Annotated in this window: 15 protein-coding genes; 9 read left to right on the top strand and 6 right to left on the bottom strand. The window is 64.1% G+C overall.

Annotated elements, in window-relative coordinates:
- Nucleotides 1–154 precede the first annotated feature (154 nt).
- Nucleotides 155–1,261, bottom strand: coding sequence for an NAD(P)H-dependent flavin oxidoreductase (locus tag BXE_RS00670; RefSeq protein WP_011486520.1), 1,107 nt, complete (start codon nt 1,259–1,261; stop codon nt 155–157).
- A 253-nt stretch (nt 1,262–1,514) separates the two neighbouring features.
- Here BXE_RS00670 and BXE_RS00665 point away from each other — a divergent pair, with 253 nt between their 5' ends.
- Nucleotides 1,515–2,213, top strand: coding sequence for a dienelactone hydrolase family protein (locus tag BXE_RS00665; protein WP_011486518.1), 699 nt, complete (start codon nt 1,515–1,517; stop codon nt 2,211–2,213).
- Nucleotides 2,214–2,434: 221 nt separating this feature from the next.
- The gene (locus tag BXE_RS00660; RefSeq protein WP_011486517.1) at nt 2,435–4,003 is read left to right on the top strand and encodes an amidase; all 1,569 of its coding nucleotides are present in this window, start codon (nt 2,435–2,437) and stop codon (nt 4,001–4,003) included.
- A gap of 176 nt (nt 4,004–4,179) precedes the next feature.
- Here the strand turns inward: BXE_RS00660 and BXE_RS00655 are convergent, their stop codons facing one another.
- The 4 genes from BXE_RS00655 to BXE_RS00640 all read right to left on the bottom strand — a co-directional run bounded on the left by BXE_RS00655 (nt 4,180) and on the right by BXE_RS00640 (nt 8,739).
- Nucleotides 4,180–5,472, bottom strand: a complete 1,293-nt coding sequence (locus tag BXE_RS00655) for an MFS transporter (RefSeq protein WP_011486516.1) — start codon at nt 5,470–5,472, stop codon at nt 4,180–4,182.
- A 254-nt stretch (nt 5,473–5,726) separates the two neighbouring features.
- On the bottom strand, nt 5,727–6,038 hold the full coding sequence (locus tag BXE_RS00650) for a high-potential iron-sulfur protein (RefSeq protein ID WP_007179637.1): 312 nt from the start codon (nt 6,036–6,038) through the stop codon (nt 5,727–5,729).
- A gap of 230 nt (nt 6,039–6,268) precedes the next feature.
- Nucleotides 6,269–7,375, bottom strand: a complete 1,107-nt coding sequence (locus BXE_RS00645) for an NAD(P)/FAD-dependent oxidoreductase (RefSeq protein ID WP_011486515.1) — start codon at nt 7,373–7,375, stop codon at nt 6,269–6,271.
- A gap of 386 nt (nt 7,376–7,761) precedes the next feature.
- Nucleotides 7,762–8,739, bottom strand: coding sequence for an AAA family ATPase (locus BXE_RS00640; protein ID WP_011486514.1), 978 nt, complete (start codon nt 8,737–8,739; stop codon nt 7,762–7,764).
- A gap of 269 nt (nt 8,740–9,008) precedes the next feature.
- Here BXE_RS00640 and BXE_RS00635 point away from each other — a divergent pair, with 269 nt between their 5' ends.
- Both BXE_RS00635 and BXE_RS00630 read left to right on the top strand, forming a co-directional pair.
- Nucleotides 9,009–9,545 carry a hypothetical protein gene (locus BXE_RS00635; protein ID WP_011486513.1) on the top strand — a complete coding sequence of 179 codons (537 nt, stop codon included), beginning with the start codon at nt 9,009–9,011 and terminating at the stop codon, nt 9,543–9,545.
- Between the two features lie 88 nt (nt 9,546–9,633).
- Nucleotides 9,634–10,431: an endonuclease/exonuclease/phosphatase family protein gene (locus BXE_RS00630; protein WP_011486512.1), complete on the top strand. Its 798-nt coding sequence runs from the start codon at nt 9,634–9,636 to the stop codon at nt 10,429–10,431.
- Between the two features lie 42 nt (nt 10,432–10,473).
- Here the strand turns inward: BXE_RS00630 and BXE_RS00625 are convergent, their stop codons facing one another.
- Nucleotides 10,474–11,454, bottom strand: a complete 981-nt coding sequence (locus BXE_RS00625; protein WP_085953597.1) for an aldose 1-epimerase — start codon at nt 11,452–11,454, stop codon at nt 10,474–10,476.
- Nucleotides 11,455–11,805: 351 nt separating this feature from the next.
- On the opposite strand from BXE_RS00625, the gene BXE_RS00620 reads away from it, so the two are divergent.
- The 5 genes from BXE_RS00620 (at nt 11,806) to BXE_RS00600 (ending at nt 18,037) form a co-directional block, all read left to right on the top strand.
- Nucleotides 11,806–12,858: a LacI family DNA-binding transcriptional regulator gene (locus tag BXE_RS00620; protein ID WP_038457078.1), complete on the top strand. Its 1,053-nt coding sequence runs from the start codon at nt 11,806–11,808 to the stop codon at nt 12,856–12,858.
- A gap of 114 nt (nt 12,859–12,972) precedes the next feature.
- Nucleotides 12,973–13,992, top strand: a complete 1,020-nt coding sequence (locus tag BXE_RS00615; RefSeq protein ID WP_011486509.1) for an ABC transporter substrate-binding protein — start codon at nt 12,973–12,975, stop codon at nt 13,990–13,992.
- A gap of 437 nt (nt 13,993–14,429) precedes the next feature.
- The gene (locus BXE_RS00610) at nt 14,430–16,004 is read left to right on the top strand and encodes a sugar ABC transporter ATP-binding protein (protein ID WP_233518851.1); all 1,575 of its coding nucleotides are present in this window, start codon (nt 14,430–14,432) and stop codon (nt 16,002–16,004) included.
- Nucleotides 16,005–16,059: 55 nt separating this feature from the next.
- On the top strand, nt 16,060–17,031 hold the full coding sequence (locus BXE_RS00605) for an ABC transporter permease (RefSeq protein ID WP_011486507.1): 972 nt from the start codon (nt 16,060–16,062) through the stop codon (nt 17,029–17,031).
- 46 nt (nt 17,032–17,077) lie between these two features.
- On the top strand, nt 17,078–18,037 hold the full coding sequence (locus BXE_RS00600; protein WP_011486506.1) for an ABC transporter permease: 960 nt from the start codon (nt 17,078–17,080) through the stop codon (nt 18,035–18,037).
- Nucleotides 18,038–18,202: the final 165 nt, after the last annotated feature.

Genomic DNA, 18,202 nt, shown 5'->3' with positions numbered 1-18,202 from the left:
ATGCGGGTTTCCGCTATGTGAGGCTGTCGTCTTACAGCACGGCCTAAAGGTTTTATCCCGTTAAACCGTTAATCATCCGAATAGGCTTTGTGCCCGTTCCGTGCCTGAAAAGGAGGCACGCCACAAGGCGTTGCGAGACGCGCCTGAATCATGCTCAATCAGCGTTCGGCGTGGCGATGCGCGCCGTTGCCTCGCGCCATTCACGTTCGAGCTGGCTCATCAGTTCGGCGGCACCGAGACCTTCGCGGCGCGCACGGCCCAAGGGCGCCCCCTGGCCTGACCATAGCGAAAGATAGTCGCCGTTTTCCGCGCGGCTCGCGGTTTGCCGCAACTCCTGCGTCAACGCATTTTGCACGGGATACGGCGCGATCTTCTGGGGCGCCTCGCTCAAACGCTGCATCAACGGATTGCGTATGCCGCGCGCATGGCGGCCGGTGATCGCGCGTGTGACCGAGGTCGAGGTGTCGGACATGGACCGTACGCGGGTTTTCCATGCCTGCGGTATCGCGCTCTCATGGCAGGTGAGAAACGCGGTGCCCATCACCGCGGCTTGCGCACCGAGCGCAAGAGCCGCGACGATGCCGCGTCCATCCATGATGCCGCCGGCAGCGAGCACCGGCAGCCCGGTCGCGTCGACGACTTGCGGCACGAGCGCCATCGTACCGACCAGCGCCTCTTCGAAGGCGCCGATAAACGTGCCGCGATGCGCGCCCGCCTCCGCGCCCTGCGCCGCAATCGCATCGGCGCCCACGTCGCGCCAGGCTACAGCTTCGGCAACGTGCGTCGCGGTACCTATTACATATAGACCGTTGGCATGCAGCCGGGCCACATCGTCGGCCGGGAGCAGTCCGAACGTGAAGCTGGCGAGCGGCACGCGTAGTTCGATCAGCATGTCCAGCTGCGCGCGGAAATCCGGCGCATAGCGCGCGAGCGGCCCACCCGGCGGCAAACCGAGATCGCGGCGCAAGGGATCGATGGCTTCGAGCGCGGTACGCACGGTGGCGTCGTCCGGCGCGGCCGGTTCGAGCACGAACAGATTCACGCCGAACGGACGATCCGTCAGCGCGCGGATCGCCGCGACTTCGCTCGCGATCTTCTCGGGTGAGAGCGCCGCGCCCGCCAGAAAACCGAGACCGCCGGCGTTCGATACCGCCGCGACCATCGCCGGCGTCGTCGCGCCGCCCGCCATCGGTGCCTGCACGACCGGCACGCGCAACCCAAAACGCCTGGCAAACGGTGTCACAAAATTGACTTCACTCATGATGGATTCCTTTTCCGCCAATGCGCTCGCCGCACGGGCGAGCCGATACGCTGGACTGTACCGAGGTGCTCGGCGCCGGAGAAATGAATTATCGAGAACGTTTCAATCGTCTTACGAGATTTCCTCCGTTTGGAGCCGCTCTGCAAGGCGTTTCTTTTGATGGCAAACTGACCGCCCCGCTTCAGGTATCCAGGCCTCGGGCATTCATTCAGACCGACCTCGCGCAGCCGCGCGCGAGTCAATGGAGAGCAACATGAGCACCACTTCCCGATGGATCGACATTCCCGCCGGTAAAGACAGTTTCGGCGGCTACCTTGCGCTGCCCAAAGGCGGCAAGGGACCGGCCGTCATCATCATTCAGGAAATCTTCGGCGTGAACAGCCATATCCGCTCGGTCGCGGATCAGTATGCCCAGGACGGCTACATCGCGCTCGCACCGGACGTGTTCTGGCGGGTGCAGCCGCGCGTGGAATTGACGTATGAAGGCGCGGATCGCGAGAAGGGCATCGAGCTGATGCAGAAGACCAACGTCGATCAGGCCGTAGCCGATATCGGCGCAGCCGCCGCCGCGTTGCGTGCCATGCCGGAAGTGACCGGCAAGATTGCGGCGATCGGCTACTGCTTCGGCGGCCGGCTCGCGTATCTGGCCGCGGCGCAAGGCACGCTCGACGCAGCGGTGGCCTACTACGGCGGCGGCATCCAGAACCAGCTCGACGAAGCAGCGAAGATCAAGGTGCCGATGCAATTCCACTACGGCGAGCTCGACGCGCATATTCCGGTGTCGGCTATCGGACAGATTCAGGAGCGCTTCGCCGGCCGCACCGACGCCGAGTTCCACATCTATCCGAATGCCGATCACGGCTTCAACTGCTCGGACCGCGCGTCGTATAACCAGCGCGCCGCCGCGCTGGCGCATGGCCGCACGTTGACCTTCCTCGGCGAGCGTCTGTAACTCGCGCCTCTGATTGGCGCGTTGTGTGTGCGGCCATTCGCGCTGCCCGATTGCACGCGCCAATTGCGTGTTTTTATCGGCGCTTTCTGTTTGCGCCAGCCATTCGCGCGCATAACTCAGTTACTCTCTCAAAGACGGCGTGTCAGCAGCACGCCGTCTTCTTCCGTGTGGGGCAATCAGCCCGGGCGGCGTGAGGTCCGGCAGAACGGTTCACCGCGCGCATGCAGAACCATGCCGATCCAGAGTTCGATACCGAGGGCCCATCCGTCGTGCATTCAGACTATCTCGCCCATGACGCCACCGGCCTCGCCGAACTGATACGCAAGCGCGAGGCGAGCGCGCGCGAGTTGCTCGACATAGCGATCTCACGCACCGAAGCCGTCAATCCCGCGATCAATGCGGTTGTCCTGAAGGACTACGACGCAGCCCGTCTGCGTGCTTCGCGCGACGACGCAAACCGCGCGGCGAACGGTGCCCACCGTGTGGAGAGCGAAAGCGCGCAAACCGCGCTGGCGGGCGTGCCCTATCTGATCAAGGACCTCGGCGCACCGGTCGCCGGGCTGCGCATGGCAATGGGCAGCCGCCACTACCGCCATTTCATTCCGGCTCAGGACGCGCCCGTGGTCACGCTCGTAAAAGCGGCCGGCCTCAACATCTTTGGCAAGACCAGCACGTCCGAGCTCGGCCAGATGCCTTATACGGAGCCCGAACTGTTTGGTGCGTGCCGCAATCCGTGGAATCTCGACCATACGCCGGGCGGTTCGAGCGGCGGCGCGGCGGCGGCGGTTGCCGCGGGCATCGTGCCGCTCGCCCATGCGTCGGACGGCGGTGGCTCGATCCGCATTCCGGCCTCATGCTGCGGACTCTTCGGCCTCAAACCTTCACGCGGGCGCGTGCCGCGCGCGACAGCGGCGGCTGCCGGCGAACTCGGCGTCGATCACGCGGTATCGCGCAGCGTGCGCGACAGTGCGTTGCTGCTCGATCTGCTCGCGGGCAATGCGGACAGACCGCCCGGCGCACCAGGCACGTTTCTGAGCGCGAGCCGCGAGCCGTGCAAGCCGCTGAACATCGCGTACGTCACCGAGCCGATGCTGGCGCCCTCGCTTTCCGCCGACTCGCGCGCCGCGCTGGACGACGCCGCGCAACTCGCCAGTTCGCTCGGCCATAACATCGAACCGGTGTCGCTCGGCATCGACTTCGCGGCGGTCCGGCATGCGTTCCTCACGCTCTGGTCCGTGACAGCGGAAGATCTCGTGCTCAACGCCGAGCGCATCAGCGGCCGCAAACCGCTGCGTGCCGAATTCGAAATTTCGACGTGGGCGATGGCGCACGTGGGCCGCAAACTCGGCGAGCGTGGCCTGCCCGCCGCGCTCGAAGAACAGCGCCGTATCACCGAACGACTCACTGATCTGCTGAATCGCTACGACGTGATTCTGTGCGCCACGCTGGCCGCGCCGCCGATCAAGATCGGCGAGATGCAGCCCACCTCTGCTGAACGCATGCAGATGCGCGCCGTCACCGCCATGCCGCTCGAAGCGCTGATGAAGAAGGTGCTGGCGGAAGCGTCGAACAAGGCATTCACGTGGGCCGGTTGCACGGAGCTGTTCAATCTGAGCGGTCAGCCGGCGATGTCGGTACCGCTTTACTGGACTGCGCGCGGGCTGCCGGTGGGCGTGCAGTTTGCCGCGCGCGAGGGCGGCGAGGCCATGCTTCTGCGTCTGGCCACGCAACTCGAAACGGCCCGGCCGTGGTTCGACAGGCGGCCGCCGTTGATGCAGGCACGCAACTGAACGAAGACGCCGCATGCGGCGGAGAGAGTGGCAAAGACGGCGAAGGTGATGACGGCAGCAAGGCAGCAAAGGCACCGAAAGCATCCAAGGCACCAAAGGCACCCAAGGGCAGCGATGCGAAGTGGCGGCGAAGTCCCGCAGTGAACACCGACGCGCAACCGGATGCGAACCGCCGCTCAGGCCGGTTTGCGCTGCGCGTCGAGATCGGCGTGGCGCTTGCCCGGAATGCAGGCCACCGCGACGATCGACAGCGCCAGTCCACCCATCACGTAGTAAGTCGGCGCGAGCGGCGAGCCGGTGGTATCGATCAGCCACGTCACGATAAAAGGCCCAAACCCGCCGAACACCATCACCGCGATGTTGTACGCGAGCGATAGTCCAATCGAGCGCACATTCGCCGGAAACAGCTCCGCAATCAGCGCGCCGAACGGCCCGTAATAGCCGGACAGCGTGATCGACAGCAACGCCTGCACGAGAATCAGTTTCGACACGCTCGGCTCCGCCGCGAGCCACACGAACAGCGGATAGATGATCACGAGCGTGATCACCAGCGACCACAGCGACAGCCCCTTGCGCCCGATCCGGTCCGACCAGGCGCCGGTCAACGGCGAAAGCACCGTCAACAGCAGATTGCCGACGATCACCGCGTAAAAGGATTGTGCGTAGGGCAGTTTCAGTTGATGGACCGCGAAGGTCGGCAGATAGCTGATCAGCACGTAGATCGTCACCGTGAGTGCGATCACCGAGCCGAGTCCGCAGAGCACGTCGCGGCTGTGGCTTCTGAAGACTTCGCCGAGCGTCGCGCGCCGCGCGGTTTTTTGCGCGAGCAGGAACGCTTCCGAGTCAGCGAGATTCCGGCGGATATAAAAGCCGATCGGCCCGATGATCAAACCCAGGATGAACGGCACGCGCCAGCCCCAGGATTTCAACGCTTCGGGCGACAACCCACGCGTGATCAATGCGCCCATGAGCGAGCCGAGCAGCAGCGCCGCCGCCTGGCTCGCCATCTGCCAGCTGCCGTAGAAGCCGCGCTTCGAGAATGGCGCCGCTTCGATCAGCAACGCCGTCGAACTGCCGAACTCGCCGCCGGCGGAAAAGCCCTGCAGCAGGCGTCCGACTACGATCATCAACGGCGCGCCGATGCCGATCGCCGAATACGGCGGTGCGATCGCGAGCACCAGAATGCCGAGCGTCATCAGCGCGATGACGAGCGACAACGCCGCTTTGCGTCCCGCGCGATCCGCGTAGAGTCCGAATACGATGCCGCCGATCGGCCGCATGACGAAAGCGACGCCGAACGTTGCGGTGGTGAGGAGCAGCGACGCATAGTCGTTGCCGGCCGGGAAGAACAGTTGCGCGATCACGACCGTCAGAAAACCGAACACGGTGAAGTCGTACCACTCGAGCGCATTGCCGATCACAGCCGCGACGACCGCCCGCGTATGAAGGCTCCTTGACGCTGGTGTCATTCGAATCTCCAGCCTGCGAAAAGTATCCTGTGGTGCGTCGTTTCGGTGCAATGGCGCATCGGCGCGAGTGAGAAAAATGACGCCGGCCGCTGAGGTCGCATTGGAGTGTAAAGAGCGCACAAGCGGTTTTCAAGCAGCAAAAAGGCGTCTGCCGCGCGGGGCGGCAGACGCCTGCATGATGGATCCTCGACTGCACAGCGCCATGTTGCGGCGCGTTTCGCACAACACCGTTTGCGCGCGCGGCTGTCGGCTAATCAGGCCTTCTTGTTATATGCGCTGCACCAACCCTTCGCCGCGACCTGCTTGCCGGCGAACATCGGGCAAGGAGCGTAGGCGTCGGTCGGCTTGCCCTGGAAGAAGCTGCAGTTGCCGCAGTCCTGGCCTGCTGCGTACTTGGCGAATTTCGCTTTGTCGACTTTGCTCGCGTCCTCCTTGTAGCCGAGTGCTTGCGCGGTCGGATCGGATTCGGAGACTTTCGGCGCGTCGGCAAATGCCTGGCGCGACAGCGCAAAGGTGGAAGCCACACCAATGCTGGTGATCAAAAACGTACGACGTGATGATTTCATGGGGACTCACTCCGTTTTATTGAACTGATCGCCGTTCTGATGACAGCGGTCCCCAAGGATATCAACGAAGCCGTCGCGCGTGACGACCCAAATGATAGAGATAAGCGAATTAGTACTGCCCCGCGCCCGAAGGTCGCGCGCAATGCGGATCGATCACGCGCGAGATTACGCGCGAGTCGGGCACTTACCGTGACCTCGCAGCGATACGCGAGGCGCGTGAACCGCGCGAATTACGCGCGGCCGCTCAGTTCGCACACGCGCTGCGCGATGGCGAGCGACGCCGTCAATCCCGGCGACTCGATACCGAACAGATTCACCAGTCCACGTACGCCGTGCGCGGCCGGGCCTTGAATCAGGAAGTCGGCGGCAGGTTCGCCGGGACCGGAAAGCTTCGGACGAATCCCCGCATAAGCGGGCTGCAATGCATTGTCCGGAAGCGCGGGCCAATAGGCGCGAATCGCCGCGTAAAACGATTCCGCGCGACGCGGATCGACATCGTAATTGATCGCATCGACCCATTCGACGTCGGGACCGAAACGCGCCTGCCCGCCCAGGTCGATGGTCAGATGCACGCCGAGACCGGCTTCATTCGGCATCGGGTAAATCAGGCGGCTGAATGGCGCGCGCCCGGAGATGCTGAAGTAGTTGCCGCGCGCGAGATAGAGCGGCGGCACATGCCGCGCGTCGAGTCCGCGAATCTTGCGGGCCAGTGCATTCGCCTGCAGGCCGGCGCTGTTGATCACGCAGGCGGCGCTGATCGTGGTCGGCGCGTCACCGCCCACCTGGATGTTGAAGCGGCCATTGCTCGCTTCGATCCCCTGCACCGGCGCGTGAAACGCGCACACCGCGCCGTCGCGTTCGGCGTCACCCTGCAGCGCCAGCATGAACTGATGACTATCGACGATGCCCGTCTGCGGCGAGAACACCGCTTCGACGCACTCGAGCGCGGGTTCGAGGGCTTGCGCCTGGTCGCCGGTGATTCGCATCAGGTCGAGCACGCCGTTGTCGCGGCCTTTGGCCATGATGTTTTCGAGCTGGGGAATCTGGTTGCGCGAGGTGGCGACCAGTAATTTGCCGCAGCGCGAATGCGGCACCTTACGCTCGACGCAGTAGTCGTAGAGCATCTCGCGGCCGCGCACGCAAAGCGCCGCTTTGAGCGAGCCGCGCGGATAGTAGATGCCCGCGTGAATCACCTCGCTGTTGCGCGAGCTGGTGCCCACGCCGATCGCCTCCGCCGCTTCCAGCACGATCACTTCGCGGCCGCGCGCAGCCAACGCGCGCGCCACCGCGAGACCGACCACGCCAGCGCCGATCACTACACATTCGATTTGGTCCATGTCCCTTGACGCGGCCGACTTCGCCGCGCGCTGCCTCGTTCGCCCGATCAAGATGAAGACAGGATGCGTCCGACGCGTGCCGTACACCGCGCGCTGTCGAACGCTCCCGTCCATTCGCAACCGCTACGCAAAATTGTATGACGCCGTACAGACAGAAATGCCCGCAGTCGGCAACCACTGCGGGCACTCGGTCTTGCGCAGGTCTCAAACGTATCGGCCAGACTGGTTCAGTGTACGCCGTCGAAGGTGACAGTGCTTGCGTCCTGGCATCTCCTCTGCCGCAATAATTGCCGCAGCATTCACACCATTTGCGGTACCGATTCCCGGTTTGGCTATGGAAAAGCCCACCAGGAGGCGGTTTTTTACGAAAAAGTGCCAAAAAATAGTCAAAACCCGATGGGTTTTCGCCGATTTCCGAAATCGAGGTGAATGTCGCCGGCTTCGATCCGGTCGCGCCCGTCGATGCGCGCCGCGCCGAAGCCGTTCAGAATCGCCCGCCGCATTTCACGCGGCGACGCCCGCATCAGCGCATCGAGCGCAGCGTCGCCGAGCACCTCGGGAAAGCGCAGTCCCCAGTTATGCGCCGAGCGGATCCCGTCGTAGATCGCCTGGGCAATGCGGCGCGCGCCGTCGCGGTCCGGCGCAGGGATTTCGTACACGTTCATCCGGTTCAGGATCGGCTCGGGAATCGAGCGCTCATCGTTCGCCGTTGCAATCCAGATCACATGCCCGGCATTGATCGGAATCTCGGCGAATTCGTCGATGAACGTCTGCGCCGTATCGTGCTCGAGCAGCGCATACAACGCGCCGAGCGGATCGTATTGCGAGTCGCCGGTCGCCTTGTCGATTTCATCGACGGCAATCACCGGATTCGCGTAGCTGCCATTCACCAGCGCATCGAACACCTTGCCCGGCTTCGCGTTCTTCCATTGCGACGAGGCGCCCGACAGAATCCACCCCGCCGTCAGCGAACTCATCGCCACGTATTGATAGGCGGTGCCGAGCAGGCGCGCCAACTGCCTGGCAAAGTGAGTCTTGCCGATGCCGGGGTCGCCGAGCAGCAGAATCGGCATCAGTTCCAGGCGGTCTTCGGTTTCGAGACACAAGGCGACCTGTTTGCGGATGTCGTCGAGCGGTGCTGAAAAATTGGGCAGCGCGTCGATCAGATCGTCGATCGACGGCATGCGGTTCGGCTTCACGCAAAAGCGCAGATTGCCGGTTTTCAGCATCTTTTCGTATGTCGCGCGCAGTGCCTCGTTCGCGCCTTCACCGAGATCGTTCAGCGCGGTTTCGACCTGATCGAGGTCGTACACCCGACTGAAAGACGCCACGGCGATTTCCTGTTTGACCATTGCTGTTGTCATCGCTCACCCCGTCTGGCTGGTCCTGCTGCTGCGGCACCTGATGGGCGCCGTTTCAGGTCCAGTGTAGCGAGGACATATTCGCGTGCAAGCCAGCAGTCGTGCCGCTCTGCTGCTAACAGCCGGTTGTTTTTGGCGATTGCCGGCCTTATCTGAAATGGATTGTTGCTGAACCCGGCCCCGTTTGACGTGTCAGAAAGGCGTTGCGCGCATCAGGCGTAAGATGGCCCTCTGACTATGGCGCCGGATCCGGTGACCGGAGACTTTCTTCTATGTGGAAAACCAGTATCGTGGCCGTGCTGCTCGGCACTTCGTTGCTTGCGAATGCACAACAAAGCGCACAAGGCACACAACAAAATACCCCGCCACGGCCGGCGCAGCAGGTCGTGCAATGGCAGTTGCAGGTCATGCGCGACGGCCAGCAGATCGACGCGTTCGACGGCACCACCACGGTTGGTCAGGCGCGTACGGACACGCATCACAAGATCGTGCAGCATAACGTCGGCTGCAAGGATCAGCCCGGCGGCAGCATCGATCTGGCGCGCACGCTCACCGTCTCGCCGCTGCTGGCGGACGCGAGCGGAGTCACGTTGTCGATCGAAGCGCAGGAAACGTTCGAGGAAGACGCGGCCCGGCAAACCGACACCGGCTGCAAGCTGCCGCCGCAACCGCGCCAGGTGAGCGCGAGCCATCCCGGTCTGAAGGTGGCGCCGGGGCAATGGGCCAGCTGGACCATCGTCGATAAAGACCCGAACCTCGTCTACCGCGTGCGTGCAAGTCTCGCGGACAGCGCCAACACGGCAAACTGATCGAACCGGTGCCAGGAACACGCACGAGCACACTCCCACAGCACGCGACTAACCGACGCCCCCAAACAGAACACGTGGACAACGCGGCATGCGAAACCCCGAAGAACTGATCCGCGAGAGCGTAGCGCCCAAGGATTTCATTGCGGTGAGCTGGAACCTGCATAAAGGCCGTACACCGCTCGGCTTTCAGGCCTGGCAGGCCATGCAGCGCTGGGTGCAATCCACCCACGCGGACGCCTATTTTTTACAGGAAGCGATGGCGCGGCGCATGCCCGCGCCGGTGCTGGCGAGCAGTTTCGGCGCGCCGCTAGCCGATCCGCTGAGCGATGTCTGGCATTGCCAGGCCACGGAAATCGCACGCGCGCTGGAGCTCGAAATCGCGCTCGGACCGAACGTCTTCAAACCATCGTGGCGGCATGGCAATGCGATCCTTTCGCCGCATCCGCTCGATCTCGGCGGACGCTGGGACATCTCCGCGCATCGCTTCGAAAAGCGTGGGTTACTGGTGGCGCGCGCCACCTTTGGCGGTCACTCGGTCACGCTGCTGTGCGCGCATCTTGCGCTCACGCGCTCGGCCCGCTTGCGTCAGATGAACTGGATCGCGCACTGGATCGCGAAGGAAGCACCGCAAGGTCCACTCGTGCTTGCCGGCGACTTCAACGACTGGCGCAACGATTCCGTGCCGCTCTTCCGTGAGCATGGTCTGCAGGAAGTGGCCACGCTGCTTGGCGAATCTGGCCGCACCTTTCCGGCTTTTTCACCGGCGCTTGCGCTCGACAAAATGTTCGTGCGCGGCATGAAGCCGGTCGAATGGATCCAGCCGACCCAGGAAACCGCATGGCTCTCGGATCACTTGCCGTATATGGCACGCCTGCGGCTCGAATAGGCAAAGAGGCAAAAAAGCAAATGCGGGCACAGGCGCTGCACGCTAGTTTTTGTGCGGCGTCCATTTCACCGTCGCGGCGATCTTCTCGCCAGGCTGCAACACGCAGCCGCCTACCTGCTCACGCATGCCGACCGCGTTGAAGCAATCGGTGGTGTTCGTCACCGGTTCCACGCACAGTTGCGCCTCGTTGGCCGGCGCGAACACCACCATGTGATCGAATGGCGCGTCGGCGATCATCGTCAGGCGGCGGTGTTCGTCGGGCCACGCAATGGTCGCCTCGCGCGACCAGTTCGCAAAGTTGTTGTCGAGATCGAAGGCGTCGGCGGACATGCCCTCGCGCAACGCAGCCACGGCCGGATGCGGGCCGAGATGTGTGGGCAGCACGTCGGCGTCAGCATGCCACATGGCGCCCACTTCGGCGTACACCCGGGTTTGCGCGGTGCGCGGATAGTACGGGTGATGGCCCATGCCGAACGGCATCGGCCGCGCGGCAAGGTTTTGTGCGGACAGCGTGATGTGGAGCGCGCCGCCGCTCAACTCGATTCGCTGCTGCGCGCGATAACGGAACGGCCAGTCGCCGCGTAAGCGCGAATCCGGTTCGTGTTCGAAGTGCAGCTCCACCGAGCTCTCCGTGCGCGCTCCCACTTGCCACGGATGCCGCCACGCATTGCCGTGCAGCGCGTGGGCGAAACGCGCGTCGTTGCCGGCAAGGTCGATGGTGCCGCCGTCGAATTCGAAACGCGCGTCGCGAATCCGGTTGCAGTACGGAAGGAGCGGAAAACTCGCCATGCGCAGCGGATCGCGTTCGGCGAAGGCGGCCGGCGCGGCCGGCCGTAACCAGTGCAAGGGGCCGTCAGGCGTCGTTTCGTAGAAAGCCGCCAGCGCGCCGCCCACTTCGGGCGCGATCACGACACGCTGCGCGCCCGCCGAAAGCGTGACGACGGTGGCGACGATCGCGGGATCGTCGAGCCACATGAGTCCGGTCGCGGACGGCCGGGTCGAATTCGAGGAAACGTCGCGCATGGTCAGAAAAGGCGGGAGCTCGGACGGATGGCGGCATGAACGCGTCGCGGTGTCTCCATCGAGGTCTCCTGTTGCATGCCGCGCACAGCGCACGACCGGCGGACTGTCCAGGCCCGCGCGACCGAGAATCGCATGCCAAAGCGCACCCGTCAATATTATTAATAATAAATTGGCCGACCCAGCTGTGTGCGACGATCGATCGTCACCTCCCAGATGGCGGGTTAGCGCGCGTTGCCGCGCGCATATTATTAGTGGTACCGTCAACACCACGATGCCCACGGCATGCCCCAGTTCCAGCGCCGCTGCAGCGCGGCCCGCACAATGAAAAAATCGACCCAGCGCCGTCCGACCATGACCGACATCGCCAAGCTCACTGGCGTGTCGCAATCGACAGTCTCGCTCGTGCTGAACAACGCGACCGGCGCGAAGTTCTCCGAGGCCACCCGCAACAAGGTGCTGAAAGCCGCGCACGACCTCGGCTACCGGCTGTCGCTGCGCGAGCCGGTATCGGCTTCGAGCGACGAGCGCAATCTGATCGTCTATCTGGCCGACGAAATTTCCACGAGTCCGCATCCGGTCGTCAACGTCGACGGCGCGCGTGACGCGGCCTACGCGAGCGGCAAGATGCTGGCGGTCTATTCGACGCACGGCAACGCCGACATCGAAAAGCAGGTGCTGGACGCCACGCTGTCGAATCCGCACGTGTTCGGCGTGATTTACGCGACCGTCTATACGCGCAAGGTGACGCCGCCGGTGGCGCTCTCGCAGGTGCCGACCGTGCTGCTGAATTGCTATACGGGCGAAGGCGGGTTTTCGTCGGTGGTGCCCGCTGAAGTGGCCGGCGGTCACCTGGCGACCGACTACCTGTTGCAGGCCGGACACCGGCGGATCGGCTATATCAACGGCGAACCCTGGCAGGATGCGTCGAAAGACCGGCTCAAAGGCTACCGCACCGCGCTCGCCACCGCCGACCTGCCTTTCGCGCCGGAAATGGTGCGCGACGGCGACTGGAGTTCGGGCCTCGGCTTTGAACTGACGCTCTCGCTGATGCGCGAGCCCAATCCACCGACCGCGATTTTCTGCGCCAACGACCTGACCGCCATCGGCGCCATCGAAGCCCTGAAACAACTCGGCCTGCGCGTGCCCGAAGACGTCTCCGTGCTCGGCTACGACGACCAGGAAATCGCCCGTCATACGCATCCGCCTCTCTCGACCGTCGTGCTGCCGAACTACGAACTGGGGCGCTGGGCCGTCGAAACCCTGCTGCAGGAAGAACACAATCGCGCCGCCGGCGCGCCGGTTCGGCATCGCATGGTCAAGCTCGACGGTCCGCTTGTCGAACGCGCTTCGGTCAGGGTAATTACCGAGGCAAAAAAGCCAATAACTAATATTATTAGTGATTGACCGATAATAATTTCAGGTGAAATAATCGGCACGTCGGGTCGGGCAAACACCGCCGGCCGGCAGGAGCAACACTAAAAGCAAATATACCTACCTCACCAGGTACTGGAGGAAGACATGGCGTCGCTCAACACGCAGTCGCGCAGTCACGTGCGCAAGCAGCAGATTCGTCCGCTGGCGGGTTCGCTGCTGGCTCTGGCAATCGGTTTCGGCGTCGCCACCGCGCACGCCGACGACGCGTTGCCCAAGCTGCCCAGCAAGACTCCGCTGAAGGTCGGCTTCGCGCAGACCGAAAGCAACAATCCGTGGCGTCTCGCGGAAACCAAGAGCTTCAAGGACGTCGCCGCGAAGTGCGGCTGGCAGTTGGTCCTGACCGACGCCAACAGTTCGAACTCCAAGCAGGTGTCGGATATCCAGAACATGATCGCGCAGCACGTCGATCTGCTGGTGTTCCCGCCGCGCGAAGAAAAACCGCTCGCGCCGATCGTGCTGCAAGCCAAAAAGGCCGGCATTCCGGTGATCCTGGTCGACCGCGACGTCGATCAGTCGGTCGCCAAGGCGGGCCGCGACTACATCACGTTCATCGGCTCGGACTTCATCGATCAGGGTCATCGCGCCGCTGACTGGCTCGTCAAGGCGACGGGCGGCAAGGCGAAGATCATCGAACTCGAAGGCACCACTGGCGCGTCCGCCGCGAACGATCGCAAGAAGGGCTTCGACGAGATCATCGCGAAGAATCCGGGCATGACGATCATCGCGTCGCAAAGCGGCGACTTCGCGCGCGACAAGGGCCGCCAGGTCATGGAAACGCTGTTGCAGGCGCATCCCGACGTGACCGCCGTGTACGCGCACAACGACGAAATGGCACTCGGCGCGATCGCCGCGATCAAGGCCGCCGGCAAGCAGCCGGGCAAGGACATCCAGATCGTCACGATCGACGGCACCAAGGGTGGCATGGACGCGATCGCGGCCGGTGAACTCGGCGCAAGCGTGCAGTCGAGCCCGTTCTTCGGCCCGCTCGCGTGCGACGTCGCACAGCGTTACGCGAAGGGCGAAAAGATCCCGACGTGGGTCAAGGTGTCCGACAAGTTCTACGACAAGAGCAACGTGCAGCAGAACATGCAGTACGGCTATTGATCGCGAAGCGGCGCTGTCTGCGCAGTTTCGAAGTTCGAGCGCCGTGCCTTAACGGAGCGTCCACGCGCTCCGGCGGCGCACCGAAGGAAATCCCCCGTCCCCAAGCCGGTGCTCTGCGAGAAGTCGGGACCGGGGGATTGCCTCGCAGGACGTCCTCGCCCCGAATCGGTCTCCTCGGGGGGCGGGCGACGGGAAGGGTTCGGAGCGACGGGTTCGTGGCAGCACGAACCGTCGCTTCGCTTTTATGCGGCGTACCATGATTCAGCGACATCGGCCGCATAAGTGCCCCGAACGAAGGGCCGCACCGGCTCGCACGTGCAATGCATAGCCAGCGTGCATGTGGCAAACAAAGCCGCACATGCATCAGGAGGAAACCCGTGACGGAATCCGGCAAAGAGACGCCACACTCTCCCCTTACCCGTTCGCCGCTGCTCGACATGCAGGACATCGGCATCAGCTTCGGCGGCGTGCCCGCGTTGCGCGGCGCTCATCTGAGCGTCGCCGCCGGCGAAGTGCATGCGCTGATCGGCCAGAACGGCGCGGGCAAATCGACCATGATCAAGATCCTGACCGGCGCCTATCGGCGCGGCTCGGGCAGCGTGCGCTTCGAAGGCCGCGAGGTCGATTTCCGCACGCCCAAGCAGGCGCGCGAAGCCGGCATCAGCACGATCTATCAGGAGATCAATCTGGTACCGTTCCGCTCGGTGGCGGAGAACATTTTCCTCGGCCGCGAACCGCGCCGTTTTGGTTTGATCGACTGGCGCGCGGTACAGCAACGCGCCGCCGCGCTGCTCGAATCGTTCGGCTTGCAGATCGATGTGAAGAAACCGGTTGGCCGCTATTCGACCGCCATTCAGCAGATGGTGGCACTGGCGCGTGCGGTGTCGTCGGACGCGAAGATGGTCATCATGGACGAGTCCACCTCGTCGCTCGACGAACGCGAAGTGGAGTTGCTGTTCACCGTGGTGCGCAAGCTGCGCGACGACGGCCGCGCGGTGATCTTCGTGTCGCACAGGCTCGATGAACTGTACGCGCTGTGCGACCGCGTCACGGTGATGCGCGACGGCCAGACGGTCGCGCAAAGCGCGATGGCGGAGATGGACAAACTGCAGCTCGTCACGACGATGCTCGGCCGCACGCTCGCCGCTGTCGTCCAGGAAGACGCGGAAGCACGCGAAGCGAACCTCGCGCGCCGCGGCAAGCAGATGATCGCGGCGACGCATCTGAGCGCGCATCCGAAAGTGAGCGACGTCTCGCTCGAAGTGCATGCCGGCGAAGCCGTGGGTCTCGCGGGCCTGCTCGGCTCGGGCCGCACGGAAACCATGCGGCTAATGTTCGGCGCCGATCCGCTGGAGCGAGGTTCGCTTGCGATCGGCGGTGAGAACGTGGCGCTGAAGTCGCCGCAGGACGCGATCTCGCGCGGGCTTGCCTATCTCACCGAAGACCGCAAGGCCGAAGGCATCGTCCCCGAACTCTCGGTGCGCGACAACCTCACGCTCGTCTGTCTACGCACGCTGGCGAAGAACGGCGTGGTCGACGTGAAAAAGCAGCAGGCGATCGTCGATCGCTTCATTGCGTCGCTCGGCATCAAGCTGCGCTCGCCGGATCAGCCTATCCGCGAGCTGTCGGGCGGCAATCAGCAGAAAGTGCTGCTGGCGCGCTGGCTGGCGGCCGAGCCCTCACTGTTGCTGCTCGACGAACCGACGCGCGGTATCGACGTCGGCGCGAAAGCGGACGTAGCGAAGATCGTGCGCGAATCGCGCGACGCGGGCCTCGCCGTACTGCTGTCCGCCTCCGAGCTGGAAGAACTGACGGCCGTGGCCGACCGCGCCGTGGTGATCCGCGACGGCCGCACGGTCGCCGAACTGAACGGCGCCGACATGAGCGAGACCGCGATCATGGACGCCATTGCCTACGGCAGCGACGGCCATTCGCCACTGGCCGATGCCGCGCAAACGGCAACCGCCGCACACATCGAAGACGCGCTGGAGGGCGACCGTCATGGCGCTTAAGCTGCACACCGAAACGTTGCACACCGAGCCGCGGCTCGGCGAAACCGCCCAGCAGATGACGGCCGCGCCGCGCGCCACGGCGGCCACCACCGTGCGCAAATGGCGCCATCTCGCCATGCAGCGCGAAGTGATCGTTCTGCTCGCGATGGTGCTGTTCAACCTGTTCTTCACGCCGCACTTCTGGTCGCTACAAACCTTCAACGTCAACATGACGCAGGTGGTGACGATCGTGATCGTCGGCATCGGCATGACGCTGGTGGTGGCGACGGGCGGCATCGATCTGTCGGTGGGCGCCTCGATGGCGATCTCCGGTGCGCTCGCGCCGATGCTGTTCCTGAACATTGCCGGTCCCGGCGGCATTGCGCTCGCGTTCGTGCTGCCGGTGCTGGCCGCCGCGTTGTGCGGCGTCTTCAACGGCTTGCTGGTGACGAGGTTATCCGTGCAGCCGATTGTCGCGACGCTGGTGCTGTTCATTGCCGGCCGCGGCATCGCGCAGGTCGTCACCGACGGCAGCCTGCAGGCGTTCAACACGCCCGCCTTCCAGTGGATCGCGCTCGGCAAGGTGGCGGGCGTGCCGTTCCAGGTGCTGCTGATGCTCGCGCTGGTCGCCCTGTTCGTGTGGGTCGTGCGCAAGACGCTGTTCGGCCAGTATCTGCTGATTACCGGCGGCAACGAAAAAGCTGCTTATCTGTGCGGCGTGCCGACGGCCACCGTGAAGCTGATCGCCTACACGCTGTGTGCGGCGCTCGCGGGACTGGCGGGGTTGATCTCGATCTCGGTGAATTCGTCCTCGGATGCGAACGTGGTCGGGCTCGGCGTCGAGCTCGATGCGATCGCGGCAGTCGCCGTCGGCGGCACCGCGCTCACCGGCGGCAAAGCGTATATCGGCGGCACGCTGATCGGCGCGCTGATCATCCAGTTGCTGCGCTACACGCTGCTCGCGCACGGCATTCCCGACGCGGCGGCGCTGGTGGTCAAGGCCGGCATTATCGTCGCCGCCGTTTATGTGCAGCGGCGCTCGCGGTAAGTCTCGCTAGTTCACGCGCATCAGAGAAAATTCCGGACTCGATACGATGAAAAAGAATCTTCCTATCCTGCTCGCGCTGGCCGCCCTCGTCGTGTTCGGTCTCGTGCGCTACGAGCATTTCGGCTCGGCGTACAACATCACGTCGTTCTGGCGCTACAACTCGATGTTCGCGCTCATCTCGGTGGGCATGGCGTTCGTGATCATCACGGGCGGCATCGACCTGTCGGTGGGCACGGTGGCCGCGCTGGCGAGCGTCGTCGCCGCGCTGACCAGCGTGTACGGCGGTTGGGTCGCCGCGCTGGCCGGGTGCGCAGCGGGACTCGCTGTCGGCGTGCTGAACGGACTGATCATCACGCGCCTGAAGATCCTGCCGTTTATCGTCACGCTCGCGACAAGCCTCGGCGCGCACGGCGTGGCGCTGCTGCTCGGCAAGAACGATGCGGTGTCGATCTCCGCGGAATCGAACTTCGGCAACTTCGGGCAGGGCGATCTGTTCGGGCTGCCGATTCCGGGCATCGTCGCCGTGGTGGCGGCGTTGGCCGGCTGGCTCGCGCTGCGCAGTACACGCTTCGGGCGGCATTCGCTGGCGATCGGCGGCAGCGAGGAAGCCGCGCGGCTGATGGGCCTGAACGTCGACCGCACTCTCGTGATGGCCTATGCGGTGAGCGGCCTGCTCGCCGGCATGGCGGGCGTGATCCTCGCCGCGCAGTTCGGCGCGGGACAACCCAACGAAGGCGTCGGCTGGGAGCTGTTCGCCATCTCGGCGGTCGTGCTCGGCGGCACGTTGCTCACGGGCGGCGAAGGCTCGATCGCGATGACGATTGCCGGCGTATTGCTGCTGGGTCTGGTGTTCAATCTGCTGAACTTCGAGAACGGGCTGGGCTTTATCAGCTTGTCGGCGTACTGGCAGTCGGTGATTCGCGGCGTGTTCCTGCTGCTCGTGATCGTGTTGCAGGCTCGAGTGCTGAAACAGCGCGGCAAAAAGCGGGTGGCGGCTCCGGCGTAACCGGCGGGGTGCCGCGGCGTTGCTGATCCATGTCGCGCGATGGCCTCGGCGGCGCGGCGGTTCAGGTTCACCGCCGCTGGTGTTGACTTTGCGCAATTCGGAGTAATCGAAACGGTAATTTTGAAAAGCCTTATTCCAATTGGAATTCAGGGATGTCTTACACCG

Source organism: Paraburkholderia xenovorans LB400 (assembly GCF_000013645.1).
GTDB classification, from domain to species: domain Bacteria; phylum Pseudomonadota; class Gammaproteobacteria; order Burkholderiales; family Burkholderiaceae; genus Paraburkholderia; species Paraburkholderia xenovorans.
The sequence above is the reverse complement of the archived record's forward strand: the minus strand, read 5'-3'. Positions and strand labels throughout refer to the sequence as shown.